The organism is Streptomyces sp. NPDC058872, from assembly GCF_042743065.1.
GTDB lineage: Bacteria > Actinomycetota > Actinomycetes > Streptomycetales > Streptomycetaceae > Streptomyces.
In genome coordinates this window covers 1-21,888 of the sequence record NZ_JBHYMK010000090.1, presented here as the reverse complement: position 1 = coordinate 21,888, position 21,888 = coordinate 1, and the positions used below count along the sequence as shown (strand labels likewise).

14 protein-coding genes are annotated in these 21,888 nt (G+C 70.8%); 5 read left to right on the top strand and 9 right to left on the bottom strand.

The genetic code is table 11. The features are described from left to right. The first annotated feature begins 146 nt into the window (after positions 1-146). From ACFW22_RS33695 to ACFW22_RS33685, 3 genes are read left to right on the top strand one after another with little or no spacing between them, the layout of a single operon-like run. Positions 147-4,253: an amino acid adenylation domain-containing protein gene (locus ACFW22_RS33695; RefSeq protein ID WP_386412110.1), complete on the top strand. Its 4,107-nt coding sequence runs from the start codon at positions 147-149 to the stop codon at positions 4,251-4,253. 10 nt (positions 4,254-4,263) lie between these two features. After that, entirely contained in the window at positions 4,264-5,415 is a 1,152-nt protein-coding gene (locus tag ACFW22_RS33690) for an acyl-CoA dehydrogenase family protein (protein ID WP_386412108.1), read from the top strand. A 1-nt stretch (position 5,416) separates the two neighbouring features. Beyond that, positions 5,417-6,457 carry an acyl-CoA dehydrogenase family protein gene (locus tag ACFW22_RS33685; protein ID WP_386412106.1) on the top strand — a complete coding sequence of 347 codons (1,041 nt, stop codon included), beginning with the start codon at positions 5,417-5,419 and terminating at the stop codon, positions 6,455-6,457. Positions 6,458-6,495: 38 nt separating this feature from the next. Here ACFW22_RS33685 and ACFW22_RS33680 read toward each other — a convergent pair whose 3' ends face one another. The 4 genes from ACFW22_RS33680 to ACFW22_RS33665 all read right to left on the bottom strand — a co-directional run bounded on the left by ACFW22_RS33680 (position 6,496) and on the right by ACFW22_RS33665 (position 11,782). Further along, the gene (locus ACFW22_RS33680; RefSeq protein WP_386412104.1) at positions 6,496-7,209 is read right to left on the bottom strand and encodes a response regulator; all 714 of its coding nucleotides are present in this window, start codon (positions 7,207-7,209) and stop codon (positions 6,496-6,498) included. Between the two features lie 193 nt (positions 7,210-7,402). Then, positions 7,403-7,576 (bottom strand): hypothetical protein, encoded by a 174-nt coding sequence (locus ACFW22_RS33675; protein WP_386412102.1) that lies wholly within the window; start codon positions 7,574-7,576, stop codon positions 7,403-7,405. 125 nt (positions 7,577-7,701) lie between these two features. Beyond that, a complete protein-coding gene (locus ACFW22_RS33670; protein ID WP_386412100.1) occupies positions 7,702-10,704 on the bottom strand; it encodes a BTAD domain-containing putative transcriptional regulator in 3,003 nt (1,000 codons plus the stop codon). 148 nt (positions 10,705-10,852) lie between these two features. Then, positions 10,853-11,782: a phosphoribosylglycinamide synthetase gene (locus ACFW22_RS33665; protein WP_386412098.1), complete on the bottom strand. Its 930-nt coding sequence runs from the start codon at positions 11,780-11,782 to the stop codon at positions 10,853-10,855. Positions 11,783-12,397: 615 nt separating this feature from the next. On the opposite strand from ACFW22_RS33665, the gene ACFW22_RS33660 reads away from it, so the two are divergent. Together ACFW22_RS33660 and ACFW22_RS33655 are read left to right on the top strand one after the other, a co-directional pair. Further along, entirely contained in the window at positions 12,398-12,955 is a 558-nt protein-coding gene (locus ACFW22_RS33660; protein WP_386412096.1) for a DUF1062 domain-containing protein, read from the top strand. A 125-nt stretch (positions 12,956-13,080) separates the two neighbouring features. Next, the gene (locus ACFW22_RS33655; RefSeq protein ID WP_386412094.1) at positions 13,081-14,277 is read left to right on the top strand and encodes an acetyl-CoA carboxylase biotin carboxylase subunit family protein; all 1,197 of its coding nucleotides are present in this window, start codon (positions 13,081-13,083) and stop codon (positions 14,275-14,277) included. 72 nt (positions 14,278-14,349) lie between these two features. On the opposite strand, the gene ACFW22_RS33650 is transcribed toward ACFW22_RS33655, so the two are convergent. From ACFW22_RS33650 to ACFW22_RS33630, 5 genes are read right to left on the bottom strand one after another with little or no spacing between them, the layout of a single operon-like run. Then, positions 14,350-15,096 (bottom strand): thioesterase II family protein, encoded by a 747-nt coding sequence (locus ACFW22_RS33650; RefSeq protein WP_386412092.1) that lies wholly within the window; start codon positions 15,094-15,096, stop codon positions 14,350-14,352. A gap of 47 nt (positions 15,097-15,143) precedes the next feature. Then, positions 15,144-15,539 (bottom strand): nuclear transport factor 2 family protein, encoded by a 396-nt coding sequence (locus tag ACFW22_RS33645; RefSeq protein WP_386412090.1) that lies wholly within the window; start codon positions 15,537-15,539, stop codon positions 15,144-15,146. Positions 15,540-15,552: 13 nt separating this feature from the next. Next, positions 15,553-18,645, bottom strand: a complete 3,093-nt coding sequence (locus ACFW22_RS33640) for an amino acid adenylation domain-containing protein (protein ID WP_386412088.1) — start codon at positions 18,643-18,645, stop codon at positions 15,553-15,555. Further along, a complete protein-coding gene (locus tag ACFW22_RS33635) occupies positions 18,645-19,883 on the bottom strand; it encodes a cytochrome P450 (RefSeq protein ID WP_386412086.1) in 1,239 nt (412 codons plus the stop codon). The genes ACFW22_RS33640 and ACFW22_RS33635 overlap by 1 nt, the downstream gene beginning before the upstream one ends. Continuing rightward, the gene (locus ACFW22_RS33630) at positions 19,880-21,652 is read right to left on the bottom strand and encodes a non-ribosomal peptide synthetase (protein ID WP_386412084.1); all 1,773 of its coding nucleotides are present in this window, start codon (positions 21,650-21,652) and stop codon (positions 19,880-19,882) included. Before ACFW22_RS33630 ends, ACFW22_RS33635 begins: the two co-directional genes overlap by 4 nt. Positions 21,653-21,888 lie beyond the last annotated feature (236 nt).

Sequence of the window (21,888 nt, the reverse complement as noted above, 5' to 3'; positions counted from 1 at the left end):
GACGAACACATCGTGCTCTCCGACTACCTGCGCGGCATCGACGTCCTCACCACCACCATCACCCAACTCGCACACCTCCCCACCCACCCAGACAACAACCCGCCAACCGAGGCACCGCCACACATCAGGAGTCTCAGGTGACCGACATGACCCAGCGGCTCGCCGCGCTTCCCGCGCAGCGCCGCACGGAGTTCCTCACACGGCTGAGGACGTACACGCGGGCTGTGGCAGAGCGCGGTCCGACATCGCGCGGCGATACAGGCCCGACGCCGCTCGCGCACGCACAGCGGACCCTGCGCTTCTTCGACCACCCGATCCCCGGCACCCCCCTGTGCCTGCGTCTTCGGGGCGGTCTCGACGTGGACGCGCTGCGCGAGGCGCTGGCCTCGCTCGTGGCCCGGCACGAGGTCCTGCGGACCACGGTCGTGGAGCGCGAAGGCGGCCCGATGCAGGTCGTCGCCACCGAGGTTCCGGTCGACCTGCCACTGACCGACGCGGCGGACATCGCCTCCGCGCGCGCCCTCGCCGAGCGGCTGACCGCGGAACCGTTCGACCTGGGCCGTACGCCGATGTGGCGCGCGGCACTGATCAGGGTCGAGCCGGACGACCACCTGTTCCTGTTCGACCTGCCCGCCATCGTCTGCGACGACCGCTCGCGCGACGTGCTGAAGCGCGAACTCGCGGCGTTCTACTCTGCGTTGAGCGAAGGCGGCACGCCGGATCTGCCCGAGCTGCCGGTGCAGTTCCCGGACTACGCCCGGTGGCAGCACGGCCGGCTCGACAGCGCCGAACGGGACAGGATCGGCGCGTACTGGCACGGCAGGCTGGCGGGCGCCGAGGTCCTGGAGTTCCCGACCGACCGGCCGCGCGGCGAGACCCGCACCTTCGCGGGCGACCGCGCCCGCTTCCTCATCGGGCACGAGGCCCTGCGGCGGGCCGACGAGCTGGCCCGGGAGACGGACGCGAACCCGTACGACGTCCTCGTCGCCGCGTTCTGCGCACTGCTGCACCGGTACACGGGCCTCGACGACCTCGTGATCGGCTCGCCGTACGAGAACCGCGACCACGACACCGTGTCCTCGATGGTCGGGCGCTTCGCCGATCTGCGGGTGCTGCGCGCGGACCTCTCCGGCGATCCGACCTTCCGTGACCTGGTCCAGCGGATCGCGCGCGCGTCGGCGGAGGCCGACGAGCACGCGGGCCTGCCCTTCGACAAGCTGGTCGAAGCGGTGGACCCGGTCGTCGACCCGTCGCGCTCGCCCGTCTTCCAGATCCTGTTCGGCGTGGCCGACGCGGACTCCGCAGCCACCACTGCCCCCCTGCGCGGTCTCGACACCTCGGACGAGGACTGCCCCACCCACACTTCGTGCTTCGACATGAGCTGGAGCCTGATCCGGCAGACGGAGCCGGGGGTCGACGCCGTCCTCACCGTCGAGTTCAACACCGACCTGTTCGACGCCGAGAGCATCGCCCGGTTCTCCCGGCACTACGACCGGCTGTTGCACACCCTGACCGCGGCCCCGGAGGCCTCGCTGTCCGCGGCCGAGATGCTGAGCCCCGCGGACCAGGCGTTCCTCGCCGAGATCGCCAAGGCCCCGGTGCGGCCCGTCCGCGAGTCCACCGTGGTCGCCGAGTTCGAGGCGCGCGCGGCGGAGATCCCGGACGGCGTGGCCGTCCTCGTCTCCGGTGTCGAGACCAGCTATGCCGAGCTCAACGCCCGGGCGAACCGGCTCGCCGCCCTGCTGCGCGAGCACGGTGTGGAGCCGGGCGCGCGGGTCGGCCTGTGCCTGCGCAGGAACCTGGACCTGCCGACCTCGATCCTCGCGGTGCTCAAGGCCGGCGCGGCCTACGTGCCGCTCGACCCGGGGCATCCCGCCGGACGCGTCGCCGAGATCGCCGCCGACGCCGAGCTGCGGGTGGTGCTCGCACACGCCGAGGCCGGCAAGGCCGTGAGCGAGGTCGCCACGCCCGTCGTCATGCTGGACGAGGTCCGCGAGGCACTGGCGGCGCTTCCGGACGGCAACCCGCCGCTCTCGGCGGGGCCGGGCGACATCGCGTACGTCATCTACACCTCCGGCAGCACCGGCAAGCCCAAGGGTGTACTCCTTGAGCACCGCGGCGTCGTCAACTTTATCGATTCCACACGGGAGTTGTTCGAGCTGACGCCGGCCGACCGGGTGCTCGGCTTCGCCTCGTCGACCTTCGACGTCTCCGTCTTCGAGACCTTCTCGGCACTGCTGACGGGGGCCTGCCTGTGCCTCGCAACCGACGAGGAACGACTGTCGATCGAACGACTCCAGGCGCTGATGGAGCAGGCGCGCATTACCGTCATCGACCTGCCCCCGACCGTGATGCCGCTGCTGACACCGGAGAACTTCACCGACCTGCGCATCGCGTTCGTCGGCGGTGAGGCGTTCGGCAGCGAGTTGGTGAACCGTTGGAACCCGGGACGCCGCCTGTTCAACGGCTACGGGCCGACCGAGTGCACGGTGACGATGATCGTCGAGGAGTGCGGCGGCGTCTGGGGCGCGTCCCCGCCGATCGGCCTGCCCATGGTCAACCACGTGGCGCACGTCCTCGACCCCGAGCTGCGCCAGGTCCCCGTCGGCGTACCGGGTGAACTGGTCATCGGCGGGACAGGATTGGCACGCGGTTACCTCAACCGCGACGAGCTGACCGCCGAGAAGTTCATCTCCGACCCGTTCGGCACCGCACCCGGTGGCCGTCTCTACCGGACGGGCGACCTGGTGAAGCGGCTGCCCGACGGACGCCTCGTCTTCCTCGGCCGCATCGACCAGCAGGTCAAGATCCGCGGCCTGCGGATCGAACTGGGTGAGGTGGAGTCGGCGCTGACCGGCTTCGAGGGGATCGGTCCGGTCAGCGTCCAGGCGTGGAGCGACGACAACGGGGACAAGCACCTGGTCGGCTATCTGACCGGAGTCCCCGAGCAGGAGGTGCCCGCGGTGCGCGAGCACCTGCGCGAGCTCCTTCCTCCGTACATGATCCCGTCGTTCTTCGTGATCCTCGGCGAGCTGCCGCTGACGAGCAGCGGCAAGGTCGACTGGCGCAGGCTGCCCGCCCCGGACCTGAGCCGGGCGGGGAAGGGGGGCAGCGACGAGTCGCTGACCGAGACCGAGCGCAGGCTGCTGCGTGACGTGGTCACCCCCCTGCTGCACGACGAGCGGATCGGCGTGCGCGACGACTTCTTCCTGGCGGGGGGCAACAGCCTGCAGGCCGTCCAGCTGATGTCGGCGATCAACCGCAGGTTCGGTGTGGAGATCACGCTCGGCGACTTCTTCGCCTCTCCCACGGTCGCGCACCTGGCCGCCACCATCGACGCCGTCCGCGCCGCGCACCGCGATGACGACGGTGGCAACGGCAACGGCAACGGCAACGGCAACGGCAACGGCACCAGCGCCGGCGCCGGCGGCGATCCGTTCGACGCGCTGACCAGCCCGTCCTGGCGGGAAACCGACAGGGCACCGGTGGTGATGCGCGAGGCGGGCCCGGCCCAGGTGATCCTGATCCACCCGTCCGGCGGCGAGCTGTTCTGCTACGTCCCTCTGTCCAGGGCGCTGCGCGGCGACATCGGCGTGACCGGTTTCGCCGCCGACCCGCGGGACACCGAGGTGCCCCCGCAGGAGGCGATGGCGGCGACCGCCGCACGGATCGCGCACTCCTTGATCGAGACCGGGCTGCCGGCGTCATGCTGCTTGGCCGGCTGGTCGTACGGAGGCGTGCTCGCCTTCGAGGTCGCCCGGCAGATCGAGGAGAAGACCGGCGAGAAGCCGCCGGTGGTCCTGCTGGATGCCGCCTACGACGAGGACTCCGAGCTCCTGGACGAGGCGACGGTGCGGCAGCGGTTCGTGCACGACGTCGCGCGGCTGACCGGACGCGAGGGCCCCGAGGTGGCCGCGGTGCTCGACGACCCGGCCGCGGGAGTGGCCGACGTACGGGAGACCCTCACCGCCCTGGGCATCGAACTGGAACTCACCGCAGAGGAGTTGGCGGCCCGCTTCGCGACGTTCCGGGCCTCCGCCCTGTCCATGGAGGCCTACCGCCCGCCGGCCCCATACGGCGGACCCGTCACCGTGCTCGTCGCCTCCCCGCACATCCCCATGGAAGAGCAGTGGCGGGCGGTGTGCACGGGGCCGTTCCGGACCGAGCGCGTGCCCGGTGACCACTACACCCTGTTCACCCAGTCGGCGATCGGTCGGGTCGTCTCGGCGATCGAAGAGACGCTCGCCTCTTGAGGAGACACACATGCGGTTCGGCTTCACAGAGGATCAAGAACGGTTCCGGGCGGACGTGCGGAAGACCCTGCGCTCCGCCGCGGTCCAGGCCGAGGCGGCCGCGGCCACCGGCGCGTTCGGCGTCGAGCCGGACGCGCGCCCGCTCTACCGACTGCTCGGCGAGCTGGGTCTGCTCGCCGTGCACTGGCCCGTCGAGTACGGCGGCCAGGGCCGCTCGCTGACCGACGCCGCGATCGTCGCCGAGGAGCTGGTGCGCGCGGGCGTACCGGACACGTTCCACGTCAACACCGTTCAGATCGTGGGCCAGTTCCTGCTGATGGCGGGCAGCGACGAGCAGAAGCGGCGGTACCTGCCCGCCATCGCCCGCGGCGAGAGCTTCGCGTCGGTGCTCTACACGGAACCGGACGCGGGCTCCGACCTGGGCGGGCTGCGGGCGGTGGCCGAGCCGGACGGCGACGGCTACCGGATCACCGGCACCAAGGTGTTCAGCCTCAAGACCCGTTTCGTCGACCTCGGCCTGTGCGCCGCCCGTACGACCCAGGGCACGGGCAAGTACCAGGGCATCAGCCTGTTCCTGGTCGACATGCGGGCCCCTGGGGTGGCGGTGTCGATGATCCCCAGCATCGGCGACGAGCACTTCCATCGTGTGGACCTCGACGCGGTCGCGGTGCCGGGCGCGAACCTCCTCGGCACGCGCGACGAGGGCTGGCCGCTGCTCAACGAGGCCCTGGCCATCGAACGCACCGGTCTGGACTACTACTTGAAGGCGGAGCACTGGCTCGACGCCGCCCTCGAAGCGCTGGTCGAGGGTGACCCGGAGGCCGTGTCCGGCGACCGCCTGGAGCAGATCGGCCGCTGGCACGGCGCGCTTGAGGCCGACCACGTCCTCGCCTGGGAGGTCCTCACCGGGATCGCGGCGGACCGGGTCGACCAGGTCTCGACGGCCGTCGCCAAGTACCACAGCAGCGAACTCGCCCAGTCCATCGCGGCCTGGGCCACCGACATCCCCAGCCCCGAGCAGCGGGCAGACCGCACCAGAGCGACCGTGACCCTGGAATCCGCCTACCGGGAGGCTCCCGGGCTCACGCTCTCGGCGGGTACCTCCGAGGTGATGCTCCAGATCATGGCCGCCTCGTTCGACTCCATCGGACAGGAAGACTGACATGGACCTTGCTCCCGACCCGCTCGCCCTTCAGCTGCGCAAGGCCCTGCGTGCGGGACTCGCCGGCATCCCCGCCCGGATCGCGCCGCACGGCGCTCCGGTGACCGACGGCGCCTGCGGCCCGACCCGTGCGGTGCTCGACGCGCTGGGGGCGGCCGAATTCGAGCGTCCGGCCGGCACCGGCGGGCTCGGCCTGGGGCTGAGCGCCGGCGTCCTGGTCAGCGAGGAGCTCGGCCGCGCGGCGCGCGGCAACTCCTACCGGGCCGACGCGTTCGCCGCCGACCTGGGCGTCAGCGCGCCGGGTGCGGCCCTCGCGGGCCTCGAAGCCCTGCCCGTCGGCAGCGGGGTCACCGCGACGCCGCGTGCCGGCGGCTGGGAGCTGACCGGCACGGTCACCGTCGACGACCCGAGCGCCGGCCTGTTCCTGGTGGCCACCAGGGTCGACGGCGATCCGGTGCTCGTCGCGGTGGAGCGCGGTGCGGACGGCGTCTCCACGCAGGACACGAGCTGGCCGCCGGCCGTCCGGTTTGAGGCCACGCCGATCGTCGCGGCGGACGTCGCCGGCGCCCTGGACGACGCGCCGACCGGTCCGCTCGCGCGCGCACGGCTGCGGCAGGCCGCGTACCTCCTGGGCATCGCCGACGGCGCGCACCGCATGGCCGTGGAGTACGTCGGCTTCCGCCGGCAGTTCGGCACGCGGCTGCGCGAGCTGCCGGCGGTGTCGTTCCCCTTGGCACGCGCGATGGTGGCGGTGCGTGCGACGAGGGCCGCGGTCCACCGGGGGGCCTGGCTGGTCGACTCCGAGCCGGACGCCGTCGGCACCGCGCCACTCGTCGCCCTGGCCATGGCGTCCGAGACCGCGCGTGATGTCGTACGCCTGAGCATGCAGAGCTGCGGCGTGCGCGCGATGACGTCGGAACTGGGCTTGCACCGGTACTTCCGGCTGGCCGGGGCGGAGTCCACCCGGTACGGGGATCCCTCCGCGCTCTGGCGGACGGTCGGCGCCGACCGCGTCCGGGCGGCCCGGCGCGCCACGACCTGAGGGGATTCCCGGGCCGCGGTCGTCAGCCCTGCCGCGGATCAGCTGGCGCGGAGGCCGTCCAGCGACAACTCGCGCTGGGGGGAGCGCTGTTGGGGGGCCGAGTGGATGAGTCCGGTCCGGTACGCCAGTGACACGAGCTCGGCACGGTCGCGGACGCCGAGTTTGGTGCGTACGCGGTAGAGATGGGTTCTGACGGTGGCCTCGCCGATGATCAGTTCGCGGGCCACGTCCTCGGTGGACATGCCCTGCGCGACCATCCGCGTCACTTCCCGTTCCCGGGGGGTCAGTTCGGTCACCTCCGGGCACGTCTCGACCTTCTGGGGCTCCGGCTGCGCACGGAACCAGGTGACCAGGCGCTGCGCGATGCTCGGCGCGAGCACGGTCTGGCCGGCGGCCGCCCCCTGGATGGCGGTGATCAGTTCCTGAGGACTCACGTCCTTGCCGAGCAGGCAGCTCGCGCCGGCGTGCAGCACGTCGCTCACCGTCTCGTCGGAGTCAGCCGCGGTGAACACGACGATGTTGGGCGACTCGTCCTCCTGGCCGAGTCTGCGGATCATCTCCAGACCCGAAATGGTCTGGAGGTCCAGATCCGTCACCACGACATCGGGACGCATCGTGCGCACCAGGACGATGGCTTCCATACCATTGTGGGTCGTGCCGATCACATCGATGTCCGGCACCGCATCGAGAAGGGTCTTGAGACCGTCCGCGATCACGGGTAGCTGGTCACAGACGAGTACCCGAATGGTCATTGTGTTGCCCCTCGACAATGAGTGGGACAGGAGCCCCGCTGTCATCAATGGGTTGCCGCGCGGCGATCGTGAGCCTCGCCTCGCCAGTACTCGCTCGGCCTCGTGGGCGGGATGAGCTTCTGCGTGTGGGGGGCGAGGGGGCGTCGGGCGCGGGTGGGGGATGGGGGCCGCAATGCCGCTACGGCCTGTCTGATCAGCCGTTGCCGTGGTCGCTCATCAGCTGGACCAGGACCTCGCCCGTCGCGAGGTCGGAGGCGACGGCGCCGTGCCGGACCTGCGGCGCGTCAGTGTCACCGGCGGCCGCGAGGCCGCCCAGAAGGGCACCGAGGGCGATGAGGGAGGCGGCGAAAGCAGTGGTGAAACGCATGGGGTAACTCCTTCGAAGTGACACGCCGTTTCGGCTTCGCCCATCCTCGCAGCCGCTCTTCCCTGCCGGTTCCCCTCTGGGCACCCGCCTGATCCCTCCGCCGCGGAGTGCCCGACACGAGGGGGTCACCGTGCGGTCTCCGGCACCTTCATGAGCGAGAAGAGGTTGTCCGCCGCCGAACGGTGCTGCCGAGCCATCTGCACGTGCCCCTGGGCGTCGGCGGTACGGGCGAGGTGCCAGAGCGCGCACGCCTCGTCGTAGCGCAGCTCCATCCGGCAGGCGATCTCGTGGGCCAGCCGCTGCTGGGCCAGCGCCGTGTCCAGATCCCCCTGCGCGTACCGCACGCGCCCTGCCGACAGGTGCACCGTGGCGCGGTTGATGTCGTTCGTGCTGCTCGCGGCTCTGGACAGTGCGTGGTCGGCGCAGTCCGCCGCTTCGTCCAGCTCTCCCATGCGCACCAGCACGTCGGCCCTGCGGGCGAGGACGAGCGGCAGCACGGCGGGCATGCCGATCTGCTGGCACCGCTCCAGCGCCGCGTCGGCCCGGGCGAGCGCCTCCTCGAAGCGGCCCAGGCCCTCGCTGGCCTGGGAGAGGTAGCTCAGGGCGGTCACGGAGAGCTGGATCTCCTCGATGGAGTCGAAGATGGCCACCGCTCGTTCCGCGGACTCCATCGCCTCCTCGAACCGTCCGAGCCGCACCAGGATCAGGCCCAGCATGCTGAGCGACGAGCCGTCGAGGCGAGTGAACCCCAGCTCCCGGGCGCGCCTGCTGACCTGCAGGCTCAGCTGCAGCGCCCGCTCGAGCTCGCCCATGCTGCTGTACGCCTGCCCGAGCCGCGCCTGGCACTCCGCCTCGCTGTACTCGTCCGCCATCTGCCGGGACAGCCCCACGGCTTCCTCCAGCAGACCGACCGAGTCGCGCAGCTGCCCGAGGCGCCACTTGCCCATGGCCAGGTTCATCAGGTTCAGCCGGGTCAGCGAGCGGTCCCCGAGCAGCCGTGACGCGCTGACGCCCTTCTCCAGCGCCACGTTGGCGCGGGGGTCGTAGCCGCGGATGCTGGAGTGGAAGCCCAGCTCACGCGGCAGCCGCGCGGCGTGCCACAGAAGTCCCCCGTCGTGCGCGGCGTCCACCGCCGCCAGAAGGCTGCCGTGGTGGTGGTCGAGCCACTGGAGTGCCTTCTCCTTGTGGTCGAACTCGCCGTCCGTCCGGTGTTCCACGTCGTCCTCGATGGGCCGCCGCCCGGGGAACACCACGTCGCACGCGTGCCGCGCCATGCCCAGGTAGTGGTCCAGGAGGCGGCGCATCGCCGGCTCGTCCCCCGGCTCCCGCGATCCCTGCGCGACGCGTTGCACGAAGCTGCGCACGAGGTCGTGCAGGGCGTACACGCCCGGTTCCCTGGCTTCCAGCAGACGTGCGTCGACCAGCTCTTCCAACAGGTCCTCGGCCGTCAGGACGTCCGTGTCGAGGAGGGCGGCGGCTTCCCGGGGGTCGAGATAGCGTCCCGGGTGATGGCCCAGGAGCCGGAAGGCGGACTGCTGGTCGCGCGGCATGGACTGGTACGACAGCAGCAGCGCGCCGGCGACCCCCCGGCCCTCGCTCGTCAGCTCGTCCAGACGCCGGTTGTGGTCCCGCAGTCGATCGACGAGTCGCTGCACGGTCCAGTGGGGACGGTTCGCCAGACGGGCGGAGGCGATCCGGACCGCCAGCGGGAGCCCTCCGCACAGCCGCACCAGTTCACCGGCGGCCTCCGGTTCCCGCTCGACGCGCTCGGCACCGAGGGTGGCGCGCAGGAGCTGGTCGCCGTCACCTTCGGGAAGAGCACCCAGGGAGAGCCACTCGACTCCGTCAAGTCCGGTCAGCCTCGGGCGGCTGGTGATGAGGACCAAGCTGTCGGAGGAGGCGGGGATCAGCGCGCGCACCTGCTCGGAGGAGGCGGCGTTGTCCAGGATCAGCACCATGCGACGGCCGTGCATGTACGACTGCCAGCGCGCGGCGCGCCCCGCCGAGACCGTGGGCACCTCGTCGCTCGGGATGCTGGCGGCGGCGAGCAGGTCACCCTGCGCGTGGAACGCGCTGAGCGGCGCCTGTCCGGGGGTGAAGCCGTGCAGGTCGATGAAGAGGCTGCCGTCCGGATACTGCTCGGCCAGCTGGTGGGCGGCGCGCACGGCGAGCGCCGTCTTGCCGCTGCCGCCCATGCCGTCGAGCGCGATGACCGTCGGGGTCCCCGTCGGGGCGCGGCGCGCCACGTCGCAGACCCGCTCCAGTTCCGAGCGGCGGCCGGAGAAGTCGGGCACGTCGAACGGCAGCGTGTGGGGGGCCTCGGCCACCGGGGCCGCGGCACGCGACGCGGAGCGCTCCGAGAGGACGAGCGAAGGGTCCTGGCCCAACATGCGCTCGTGCAGGCCGGTCAGCTGCGCGCTGGGGTCGATGCCCAGCTCGTCCGCGAGATGATCGCGCACGCGGGTGAACTCGTCCAGCGCCGCGGCCTGCTGCCCGGAGTGGTAGAGGGCGAGCATCAGCCGACTGCGCAGCGTCTCCCGCAGGGGGTGCTCGTCCACGAGGCCCCGTAGCTCACCCGTGATCTCGGCCGCCTCGCCCGCGCCGATGCGCAGGTCGTAGAGCTGTTCGGCGGCGCTGAGCCGCTGCTCCTCCAAGGCGGTCGAGGCCGCGTCGATCGTCTGGCCTCCGGAACCGGCCAGCACCGGCCCGCGCCACAGCGCCAGCGCCTCGCGCAGCTGGGCGGCGGCCCGCTCCGCCTGCCCCGCGTCCAGCGATTCCCTGGCCTGCCGGATCAGCTGCTGGTGGAGGAGGAGATCAAGCTGCCCGGTCTCGACCACCGCGCGATATCCGGGCCCGTCCGTGACGATGGTTTCGGGGCCGTGGGGGATGCGGCTGCGCAGCTTGGCCACGGTCTTGCGTACCTGGTGCTCGGCGCTGTTCGGGGGCTGCTCGTCCCAGCCGGCCGTCACCAGTCGGGAGACGGGAACCACGCGCCCGGCGTCGAGGAGCAGGGTGACGAGGACACGACGCTGCAGAGCCCCGTTGACCGGTATCAGGGTGCTGCCGCTGCGTACCTCCAGCGAGCCCAGGACGGCGAATTCCGGGCGAAGGTTCGTATCGCCTTCCATAAGCCCCCCTGTCGCCATTCCTGCCCCCCCCGTACATTGGCCAAAGCTCACCCCGACACTAGATGATTCCGGTCCCGGTCTGGCAGACACATATTGCATCTGTCACAGGGGTCGCGTACAGCCCTTAACGTGCTGGCCAGCGGGGTCATCAAGCGGTGTGTCGAATGACGACAACAAGATCCTTTCGAGCCCTGGCGATCCGCTCGCGGGTGAGTTCCGGCGTCTCGCCGTCGACGGCCACGTAGGCGCGCCGGGAGCGGGGGTCGCCGACGGGTGCGATGCGGGCGCCGACGTCGTACGGGAAGCGGGCGCCGTGAACCCACGGGGTCACGGCGATGTCCTCCGTGCCGGTGTAGGTCTCCAGCCGCCCTTCGGGGAGGAGGAAGAAGCCGACTTCCGCGTACCGGGAAGGGCTCGGCACGTCCGGGCGGGCGCCTTCGAGGCCCGCGAAGACCGCCGCCTCCATGTCGAACCCGCGTGACACCTCGACAAGCAGGGGGATGCGGTCGCCGCCCAGATGCGCTCGGCACGACACGATCCGCGGGCCGTACGGCAGCAGGGCCACCTGCGTGTGGGCCGGACCGGAGCGGTACCCGACCGCCGTCAGCCGCTCCTCGACCACCGCCTCGATCGCCGTGCGCTCGTCGTCGGTCAACGGTGCCGGATGCAGGTAGCCCGTCACGAAGAAATGCGGCGCCCCAGTGCTCCGCTGACCCGTTGTGCCGACGATGTGGTGGATCCCGTTCACGGTCAGGGTCTCGACGCTCACCCTGGGCGCCTCCGCGGGGGCCCAGTCGTCCGCCTCGCACACCTGGAGCCGTTCGTACACCGCCGGGGGGTTCGCGGACAGGCCCAGCTTCCAGGCCTCCTGGACCACCGGCAGGACCGAGTCACCGTGTCCGCAGTGCAGCACGGCATCGATGCCGTGGTGCCGTGCGGTCCGTTCGATGGTCTCGCGCAATCCCGCTTCGTCGGCGAAGTCGATGAGCAGCAGTTCTTCCGAGACTTCCTCGAGCCTCGGCGCGAAGTCGGCCTCAAGGAGCTTCGGATCCCATACTGACCATATGCGGAACCCCAACTCGGCACCTTTGCGCACGAGTTGATGGGTCGGCATCACCAGAAGCAGACGCGGCCGTGGACTTCTCGGGGAGTGAGCGCGCATATGTGCCACTGTGTCGTGCGGCATTCCCGCCCTGCTCCCCTCTTCTTCCCCCCTCGCCGTACGAGCGCTCCCCCCGCTTGTCGTGGTGACCGGATCCGGACTCCGGTGGGCCACACATAACATCGAGCTTTCTCCGCTCCTGCCGAAGTTGGTTGCGGTGCGGACCGTACAAGTGTGCACGCGGGCAGGGACCCCGGTCCGGATCGTGGACCCTGCTGGGGAGAAGGCCGTAAGCGAGGCGTGCAGTTCCGGCACGGAGGGTCTACGCACCGCGTACGGCCGGCTCAACTCGACGCGGATGTGTGGCACGTCGCCCTGTCCGTAGCGTCCGTCGTACTCGCCGGGGCGGTCAGAGCCGATGGTCCCGATCTCCTGGGCGATGCCACGCCAGCCGATACGCCGAGCCTGACATCGAGATGCCCGAATGCCAGTGGAGCAATGCTGTGCACCCCGTGAGATGGCCCAAGGGCTCATGCGCCGAGCTCCGAGCTCCGTTCGATGACGAATGCACACCAAAGCAGGGGTAATTCTGTGCCCAATGACTGGGTAGTTAAGCCGGTACGTCTGCCGCTCATACGTCGCCGTTGCCAGGTATGCGCGTCCGACTCTTTCCGGACATCCGGCAAGTTCCGCGTCAACGCGAACCACAAGCTCCTCGATGTCTGGCTCCTCGCGCTCTGCACCAAGTGCGGCGCGACCACGAAGATCAACATCTTCGAGCGGGCGAACGTGCGCGCGTTGAACCCCGAGCTGCTGGAGCGGGCGCACCAGAACGACCCCACCCTGGCGGCCGAGCTGCTCCAGGACGGCGTTGTGCGGCGCCGCAACCACATCTCGCTCGACTGGAGCGACGCCTGGCGGCTCGACACCGGCGGGTCGGACGACAAGGACCTCGACGTCATGGACGTCTCGGTCCGGTTCGCGGCACAGATTCCCGTCAGGCCCGTGCGACTCATCGCGGAAGGCTGCGGCCTTTCCCGGGGAGAGGTCGAGCGCATGGTCATGGAAGGCACTCTCGTCTCGGCCGCCCGGCTGAGCGGAAAGCTCTCCAGCGACTTCACCTTCACGCTCAAGCGCCACGCCGCTTGAATTCACGCCGGACCGTGCGTACTACATATCGGCGTCGCTTCCCGGGTCCGGTCTCCGCGCCTGCCGGAGTTGACTTCCGCGCGTCATCAGAAACCCCTTTTCCGAAGCCTCCGGAGGCCTGTGACATGAAATCCGTGCTCGTCCTCTCCTGGATAGCCATCGGCAACGTGCCCGCCGCGGTCGCGGAGCTCCGGGCCCGCGATCTGCGACCGGTGCTGGTCTCCAACCTGCCGGACGACCCCAACGCCGGCCTCTGCGACGACCACATCGTGTTCGACTGGGACAGCGAGGAACTTTCGGCCCTCACCGCCCGGGTCGCCGAGCGGGGCATCGAGCCGATCGCCGTCGTCAGCATGGTCGAGAAGCTGGTCGAGTGGAGCGTCGCGCTCACCACGCACTACGGCCTTCCCGGTGGCGGTGCCAGCCGTGCCGTGCTGGCGAGCAAGACCCTGGTCCGGGAGCGCATGCGTGCCCTGGGCCTTTCCGAGCTCAAGTACTCCGACGACCCCAGGTCGGTGGACTTCTTCCCCGCCATCATCAAGCCCACCCGGGAGTCGGCGGCGTCGTACCTCGTCAAGCGCGTGGACGACCGGAGGGAGCTGCTGGCGTACCTGAAGGACCTGGAGGAGTCCGGCGCGGGCGACGTGGAGCTGATCGCCGAGGAGTTCGTGGCCGGCACGGAGTACTCCGTGGACGGTCCCGTGCTGAACGGCCGCTTCCACCCGCTTCTCGCGGTCGAGAAGGCCGACTACGACTACGCCAAGAACCACGACGCGGGGCTCTCGTTCCACCCGCCCCAGCAGAGCCACGTGCGGGACGGCGTGCGCGCCCTGTGCGAGTCGATCAACACGCTGTGCGCCGACCAGGGCCTCGACCAGGTGTGGCTGCACTTCGAGGGCCGGAGCTCGGAGGAGGGTCGGACCGAGCTCATCGAGATCAACCCCCGGCCCGGCGGCTTCCACACGGGCATTCCCGCGTCCATCCAGAACCTCTACGGCATCGACGTCATCGCGACGGTCGTCTCCATGGCCCTGGGCGAGTACGCGCCGCAGGACCTGGGACCGATGCTCGAGCAGCCGATCTTCGGCAACGTGGAGCTGGAGGCCGAGGAGCTCGGCACGGTCGAAGCCGTCACCACCGAGGAGGACCTGCTCGCACTGCCCGGCGTCATCAGCGTTCGCCTGTTCGACGGCTACCGGGTGACCCAGCTGAACAAGGAGAACTTCTTCCTCTCGCTCACCATGACCGCCGACTCCGTGGAGCAGATGCGGAAGCAGGCCGCGACGGTCCTCGACACCTTCGAGTACAGCGTCAGGCCGTAACCGGCTCCCGGAAGCGACGAAGCCTGGTCCGCCACCCGCAGGGGTGGCGGACCAGGCTTCGCGCTCTTGCGCTCAGGACAGGCGCCTGCGCACCAGGTCGACCACCGCGGCCTGCTGGGCCGACAGGTAGAAGTGGCCGCCGGGGAACACCTGGAGGTCGAAGGACCCCGACGTGTGGTCCGCCCAGGCACCGGCCTCATCGAGGTCGACACGGGGGTCGCGGTCGCCCACCAGCGCCACGACCGGGCAGCGCAGCGGCGGCCGAGGCCGGTAGCGGTAGGTCTCCACCGCCTCGAAGTCGCTGCGGACCGCCGGAAGGATCATGCTCAGCACATAGGGCTCGCTGAGCAGTTCGGTGTCGGTCCCGTCGAGTTCCGCGAGCACGGCCACCAACTGCTCGTCGGTGAAGGCGTGCACGTTCTCCGGGGGGCGCTGGCGGGAGGGGGCCCGCCGCCCGGAGGTGAAGAGCATCGCCACCTCGGTACCCGAGTCCTCCAGGCGGGCGGCGACCTCGGACGCCAGGATGGCGCCCATGCTGTGCCCGAAAAGGGCCAGGGGCCGGCCGTCCATCCCTTCCGCCACGGCCTCGGTGATCCGGTCTGCCAGGGCGTGCAGATCGGTGATGCCGGCCTCGTGGTGGCGCTCCTGGCGGCCGGGGTACTGGACGCCCAGCACCTCGGCGCTGCCCGAGAGCGCCTGTGAGAACGGGAAGTAGAAGCTCGCGGAGCCGCCCGCGTGGGGCAGGCACACGAGCTGGACGGGGGCGTCGGGGCAGGGATGGAAGCGGCGCAGCCAGGGCTGCGCCGTATGCGGACTCATGGGTCCCGTGGGCCTTTCGCTTGCGGAGGTCCCGCGGTCGAGGGGGCTCAGACCAGGGGGGAGAAGAAGAACGTGTCGCGCCTGCTGAACCTGCCGTCCCCGTCGAGGTGGAAGAAGTCCGCGAAGCGCAGACTGCTCTTCCGGTCGTCGTGCAGCACGCCGTTGAACTCGCCGTGCACGGCCACGCAGTCACCGGATTCCACGGTCGTGGTCACCGTGTGGCGGCCCTCGCGGATCATGCGCCGCTCCCGGTAGAAGTGCTCCAACTGCTCCTTGCCGACCAGGGGTTCGTAACCGGGTCGGTGGTACTGGGCGTCGTCCGCGAACAGGTCCACCAGGGCCTGCACCTGACCGGCGTCGACGAGTTCGTAGTACGTACGGACCTTCTGCAGCGGCGCGGAGTCGTTCTCCGGCGCGGCGGGGGCTGCTGTCTGTGTCTGCATGCGTGTCTTCCCTTCAGGCACAATCTGCCGTTTCGCCGAGCGCGGTGTGCAGCTCGGCCAGGAGCTCGTCGGCCTGGGCGACGGTCATTCCGTCCGCGCGCCACAGCACGACGAGGTCCCAGGAGCCGTCCGGAGCCGGGATGGCCTCCAGCATCAGCTCGATGTCGGTGCTGGGCGGGCGCACCCGCACCGGCTCGAGCGCCACGCGACCGCCGAGGCTGCCGTGTGGCGGCTGCCCCTGCAGGACCACCCAGGTCTGGAAGAAGGGGTGGCGGTCCCTGGGCGGCGAGAAGACGCGGACGAGCTCGTCGAACGGGGTGTGGACGTGCTGGAGGTTCGTCACCACCTGGGCCGTCGTCTGGTCCAGGAGGGCTTCGGTGCTGTCGTCGCGCGTGTGCGGGAGCACCACGGCAAAGGGGTTGACGAAGTAGCCGACGACCGGCTCCAGAGCCGGGTCGAAGCGGCCCGCCGTCACCGAGCCCACCGCGAGCTCACGGACGTCGAAGGTACGCGACAGGGCGCGCGTCGCACCGGCGAGCAACGCCGCCAGGGTGGGGCCGCCGCGGCGGGCCGCGGCCTGCTCAAGCCGCCGCACGATCTGCGCGTCGACCTTCAGGACCCGCTCGAACCGGGCCACCTGGCCGGCGCCCGCCCCCGCGGGAGCGGGCAGGAACGGTGCCGGGACCGCTGCCAGCCCCTCCTTCCAGAACGGCAGGTCGCGGTCCGCCCAGTCCGGGAGGCGGGTCGCCTCCCACGTGCTGAACTCCCCGTACGACAGCGCCGGAGCCGCCTCGTGCTCCCGGCCCTCCAGCCGCGCCCCGTACGCCCGCGTCAGCTCGTCGATGAGCACCGACTCCGACCAGCCGTCGAAGGCGATGTGATGCACCTGGAGGCAGAACAGGTGCCGCTCCTCGTCCAGGCGGCACAGCCGGGCCCTCAGCGGGACCTCGTCCTCCAGCGAGAACGGCCTCGTCCACCAGTCGGCCGTCACCGCTTCGGCCAGCTCCTGCGTCCCCCCGGCACTCGGAGGCGCGACGTGTTCCAGTACGGGGATCGCGTCCGCGGGCGCGAGCACCTGCTGCTGGGGGGCCTCGCCGAGCCACGGGTAGACGGTGCGCAGCGCCGGATGGGCCACGACGACGTCGTTCAGGGCGTCCTGCAGCAGCTCGGGCCGGAGCGGCCCGGTCAGCGCGTACGCCAGCACGATCATGTTGTCCGCGGCACCCGGGGACGACATCTCCGCCAGCCAGAAGCGCTGTTGGGCGCGGGAGAGCGGGGCGGGGCGCGTGCGCCCGGGGCCGGTGGCGGGCAGCTGCTCGCCGGGGGCCGCGTGCGTGCAGTAGGCGGCGATGGCGCGCGGCGTACGCAGCCGGTAGACGTCGGAGGCGGTGAGGCGGGCGTCCAGCCGGGCGCCCACGCGGGCGGCCAGCCGGATCACGTCGAGCGAGTTCGCCCCGGCCAGGACGAGGTCGTCGTCCTCGGCCAGGTGCGCCATGCCCAGCAGCGCACGGATGTCCGCCAGGACCGGGCTGCCCTGGGTGGGCTGCTCCGCAGGCGCGCCGGCGGGCGCGATGCCGCTGCGCAGCAGCGCCTCCGCCGCCTTGCGGTCCGCCTTCCCGTTGGCGTTCAGCGGGAGCTGCACGGTGTGCGCCAGCAGCGTCGGCACCATCGCATCGAGCAGGCTGCGCGCCGCGTGGGCCGTCAACTCGGTTTCGTCCAGGGGTCGCTGGTGGACGGTCGCGTAGGCCGCCGCGAGCTGGATCCGCCCGGGCGCCGTCTCCAGCGGAAGGACGCAGCAGGCGGTGACCTCGGGGTGGTTCTCGAGGACGGCCTCGACCTCGCCGGCCTCGATCCGCACTCCGCGGATCTTGAACTGGTGGTCGACCCTCCCCCGGTAGCGCAGCAGCCCCTCGGCGTCGCGCACCGCGAGGTCGCCCGTGCGGTAAAAGCGCACACCGCCGTCGGTGAAGAACCGGCGGGCGGTCTCCTCGGGGTTGCCCGCGTAGCCGAGGGCCAGCCCGTCGCCGGCTACCGCGATCTCGCCGAGACCGCCGTCCGCGACCGGCCGCCCGTCCGTGTCGAGCAGGGCCACCGTGGTACGGGGCACCGGCGTCCCGATCGGGATCTCGGTGCTGTCCTCCGCCACGTCGGCCGGGCGGATCACGTGGGTGGTGGCGAAGATGGTGCTCTCGGCCGGCCCGTACCCGTTGACCATGTGCAGAGCGGGGAACTCGGCCAGCACGCGGCGGGCGTTGCTCACCGACACCCGCTCCCCGCCGACCAGCAGCAGGCGCACGGCGCCGAAGAGCTCGATCCGCTCCTCCGACAGGACGCTGAACAGCGAGCTGGTGAGCCAGAGGCTGTTCACGCCCTGCCGTATGACCGCTTCCAGCGCCTGTGCGTCCAGCGCCGTGGCCGCCTGCTCCAGCAGGACGCAGCGGCCGCCGTTGAGCAGCGGTGCCCACAGTTCGAGCGAGAGTCCGTCCCAGGGCAGCGGAGCCGCCTGGAGGAACACCGAGTCCGGCCCGAGGGGGATGGTGGGGCAGTTGACCAGGGTGCGGATTGTTCCCCGGTGCGGGGAGAGCACGCCCTTGGGTTTCCCGGTGGAGCCGGAGGTGTAGAAGACGCTGGCCGTCGCGGTGCCGTCGTCCAGCGGCTCGGGCGTCGGGGCGGTGCGCCCGAGCTCCAGGAGAGAGTCGAGGGCGACGGTGCGCACCTGCGCCCCGCCGGGGACGGTCTCCGCGCCGGGCGCGTCGACGACGACCAGCGCCGCGTCCGTGCCCCGGAGCGTCTCGTCCACCCTCGCCTGCGGCCACAGCGGGTCGACCGTCACGTAGGAGGCGCCCGCGCGCAGGACACCGAGCAGCGCGGTCACCAGTTCCGGTGAGCGCGGTACGCGCACCGCGACGTGCCGGCCGGGCTCGACGCCGAGCAGGCGCAGCGCGGCCGCGACCGTCTCGGCCCGCTCGGTCAACTCGCCGTAAGTCAGCTTCCGTTCACCCTGCTGGACGGCAACCGCGTGCGGTCGCAGTCGGGCGTGGTGGGCCACCACCCGTTCGATGCGCTCGCCGAACACGTACGGATTGCCGCCGGAGGGGGCGTCCATCAGACGACCTCCACCGGGAGGCGGGTGATGCCGAGCAGGAAGTTCGAGCGCAGCCGGCGCACCTCGTCGGAGAGCTTGAACCGCAGACCGGACCCCATCAGCTGTTCGAAGAGCAGCGACAGCTCCGCCTGGGCGATGGGGGCGCCGATGCAGCGGTGCAGCCCGGAGCCGTAGGTCAGGTGGCGGTTGGGGGTGCGGGTGATGTCGAAGAGGTGCGGGTCCTGGAAGTGGTCCTCGTCGCGGTTGGCGGAGTAGTTCCACAGGGTGACGGACTCGCCGGCCTTGATCTGGACGCCGCCGCGTTCCACGTCGTGCTTGGCCACCCGCTGCACGTAGGCGTTGGTCGAGCTCCAGCGCAGCATCTCCTCGACGGCGGTGCCGACGAGGTCCGGCGACTCGCGCAGCTGCTCGTACTGCTCGGGGTGGTCCATCAGGGCGAGCAGACCGGTGCACGCGGTGTATGACGAGGTCTCGTTGCCACCGACGGCGACGTTCATGCAGTTGTAGAAGATCTCCTCCTCGTTCAGCGGGCGACCGTTGATCTCCGCACGCATGAGGATGCTGATCAGGTCGTCGCCCGGGTTGCGGCGGCGTTCGGCGACGAGGTCGGCGAAGAACTCGAACACCTCGGCCTGCAGCCAGGCCAGGCGCAGCCGCTGGTCACCGCCGGTGTCCACGAAGACCTCGTCGCGGTAGCCGACCATCCGCCGGGTCAGCCCGATCAGGTGGTGTGCCTGCTCGTGGCTGATGCCCATGACCACCATGAGCGCGCCGGCCGGAAGCTCCGGAGCGATGTCGGTGGCGAAGTCGCAGCCGCCGTTCGCACGAGTCCGCTCCAGGGCGCCGGCGACGAGTTCGGCGACCTGCACGGCGACGCGCTTGGCCACGCCCGGGGACATCGACGGGTGGATCACCTGCTTGAGCATGCGGTGGCGGGGCAGGTCGGTGGTGACCAGCATCCGCCCGGCCGAGGTGTCGTCCTCGCTGCGGAAGGAGCCGCCCACGATGGCCCCGCGCCCGGAGCCGAAGCTCTCGTGGTTGCGGTAGGCCCACATCACGTCGTCGTACCTGGTCAGGGCCCAGAAGCGGCTGCCGTCGGCCCCTTCGTTCCAGTAGATGGGCTGCTCGGCACGGAGCTTCGCGAAGGCGGCCGTGTGGTCGCCGCGCACGAACAGGTCGACGTCGGTGAGGTCGATGCCGGTGACCGCCTGCGGTCGGGTGATGGTCTGCTGGCTCATGCCGTCGCTCCTTCGCGAGACGCGTCGATGGCCGCTGCGAGGTCCTTCAGGACGGTGTTCTTGAGCAGCACCGGGAAGGGGAGGGAGAGGCCGAGCTCGCGGTTGATGCGGTGGTGCGTGCGGAAGGCGAGCAGCGAGTGGCCGCCCAGGGCGAAGAAGTCCTCGTCCCTGCCGACGCGTTCGGTGCTGAGCAGGCTCTCCCACAGGCCGGCGAGGAACCGCTCGGTGTCGGTCTGCGGCTCCGTGTACGACTCCTCGCGCTGCAGGTGCTTGGCGAGCACCTCGCGCAGGGCGTCCAGGTCGCGCTTGCCGTGCGCCGTCGCCGGGATCTCGTCCTGCTTGATGAACTGGCTGGGCACCATGAAGTCGGGCAGGTCCCGCTCGGCCCGCTCGCGCAGCTCCTTGACGCCGAGGCCGTTCTCGAGCACCACGAACGCCACCAGGCGACGGTCGTTGCCCTCGCCTTCCGGCAGCACGACGGCCTCCTGGACCTCGGGGTAGCGACGCAGACCCCGCTCGACCTCACCCGGCTCGACCCGGTAGCCGCGGATCTTGACCTGGTTGTCGGCACGGCCGACGAACATCAGGGCGCCGTCCTCGCGCTGCCGCACCAGGTCGCCGGTGCGGTACACGCGCTCGTCGCCGGCCTCGCCCGGCAGGACGAGGAAGCGCTCGTCGGTCAGGTCGGGGCGGTCCTGGTAGCCGCGGGCCACGCCGGGGCCGCTGACGAACAGCTCGCCGGTCTCGCCAGGGGCCACGGGCTCCAGCTCCGGGGAGAGGATCCGCACCGACACGCCGTCCAGGGGACGGCCGATCGGGATGGCGTCGGACTCCGCGTCCCCCATCGTCACCTGGTGCGCGGTGCAGGCGGTGGTGATCTCGGCGGGACCGTAGAGGTTGTAGAGGGCGCCCTTGAACTGGCCGCCCAGCAGCGCTCGGCAGGCCGCCGGGAGGAGCACGTCGCCGCCGGCCTGGAGCACGCGCAGCGGGGCGAAGGCGTCCCGGTCCTCGCGGACCACGTGGTTGATGACCATCGTCGGCACGAGCATCGCCGTGATGCCGTACTGCTTCATCTGCCGCTGGAAGTCGGCGGCGAGCAGGTCCGGAACGGGCGGCAGGATGACCGCCTGCGCACCCGACGCGAGGGCGCTCCACATCTCGAAGTGGAAGGCGTCGAAGGAGACGCTGGATATCTGACCGGTCCGGTCCGACGGCGTGAGCTGGGGCAGGCTCGGATTCGTGGCGAAGGAGACGATGTTGCGGTGCTCCAGGACGATCGCCTTGGGCACACCGGAGGAACCGGAGGTGAACAGCACACTGGCGGCACTGCTCGGCTCCACGATTCCCTCGACCGGAGCGGTGTCGGCGTCGGCACGGTCCGCGATGGAGACGATCCGGGCGGACACGGACGTCAGCCGGTCCTCCCAACCCGTCTCGGTGAGCACGACCTTCGCGCCGCTGTTCTCCAGCATCAGGTCACGACGGGTGTCCGGGTAGCGGCTGTCCACGGCGACGTAGGCCGCCCCCGACTTGAGGATGCCGAGGATGGCCACGAAAAGCTCGGTGGACCTGCGCAGGTAGATCCCGACGCGGTCCTCGGCGGCCACCCCGTGGCCCCGCAGCAGTGCGCTGACGGCGTTGGACTCCTCGTCCAGCTGCGCGTAGGTCAGGGTCCGGGTGTCGTCGCTGACGGCCGGACGGTTCGGGTGCGCCTCCACGGACTGCTTGAAGAGCTCCGTGAGGGTGTCGAAAGAACCTCTGAGTGCCACTACTTCCTCCTGTTTTCATAGAAAAGGGGTAGATGATGTCCCTGTTGCTTCAACTGTGCGAAGGGCCACCTTCAAAGGAGGCCTGTAGTCGCCTTCACCTGAGACTCCTGATGTGTGGCGGTGCCTCGGTTGGCGGGTTGTTGTCTGGGGGGGGTGGGGAGGTGTGCGAGTTGGGTGATGGTGGTGGTGAGGACGTCGATGCCGCGCAGGTAGTCGGAGAGCACGATGTGTTCGTT

Coding starts and splice junctions, on each gene's coding strand:
- ACFW22_RS33695 (WP_386412110.1), top strand. CDS start 147: ATGACCCAGCGGCTCGCCGCGCTTCCCGCGCAGCGCCGCACGGAGTTC.
- ACFW22_RS33690 (WP_386412108.1), top strand. CDS start 4,264: ATGCGGTTCGGCTTCACAGAGGATCAAGAACGGTTCCGGGCGGACGTG.
- ACFW22_RS33685 (WP_386412106.1), top strand. CDS start 5,417: ATGGACCTTGCTCCCGACCCGCTCGCCCTTCAGCTGCGCAAGGCCCTG.
- ACFW22_RS33680 (WP_386412104.1), bottom strand. CDS start 7,209: ATGACCATTCGGGTACTCGTCTGTGACCAGCTACCCGTGATCGCGGAC.
- ACFW22_RS33675 (WP_386412102.1), bottom strand. CDS start 7,576: ATGCGTTTCACCACTGCTTTCGCCGCCTCCCTCATCGCCCTCGGTGCC.
- ACFW22_RS33670 (WP_386412100.1), bottom strand. CDS start 10,704: ATGGAAGGCGATACGAACCTTCGCCCGGAATTCGCCGTCCTGGGCTCG.
- ACFW22_RS33655 (WP_386412094.1), top strand. CDS start 13,081: ATGAAATCCGTGCTCGTCCTCTCCTGGATAGCCATCGGCAACGTGCCC.
- ACFW22_RS33650 (WP_386412092.1), bottom strand. CDS start 15,096: ATGAGTCCGCATACGGCGCAGCCCTGGCTGCGCCGCTTCCATCCCTGC.
- ACFW22_RS33645 (WP_386412090.1), bottom strand. CDS start 15,539: ATGCAGACACAGACAGCAGCCCCCGCCGCGCCGGAGAACGACTCCGCG.
- ACFW22_RS33640 (WP_386412088.1), bottom strand. CDS start 18,645: ATGGACGCCCCCTCCGGCGGCAATCCGTACGTGTTCGGCGAGCGCATC.
- ACFW22_RS33635 (WP_386412086.1), bottom strand. CDS start 19,883: ATGAGCCAGCAGACCATCACCCGACCGCAGGCGGTCACCGGCATCGAC.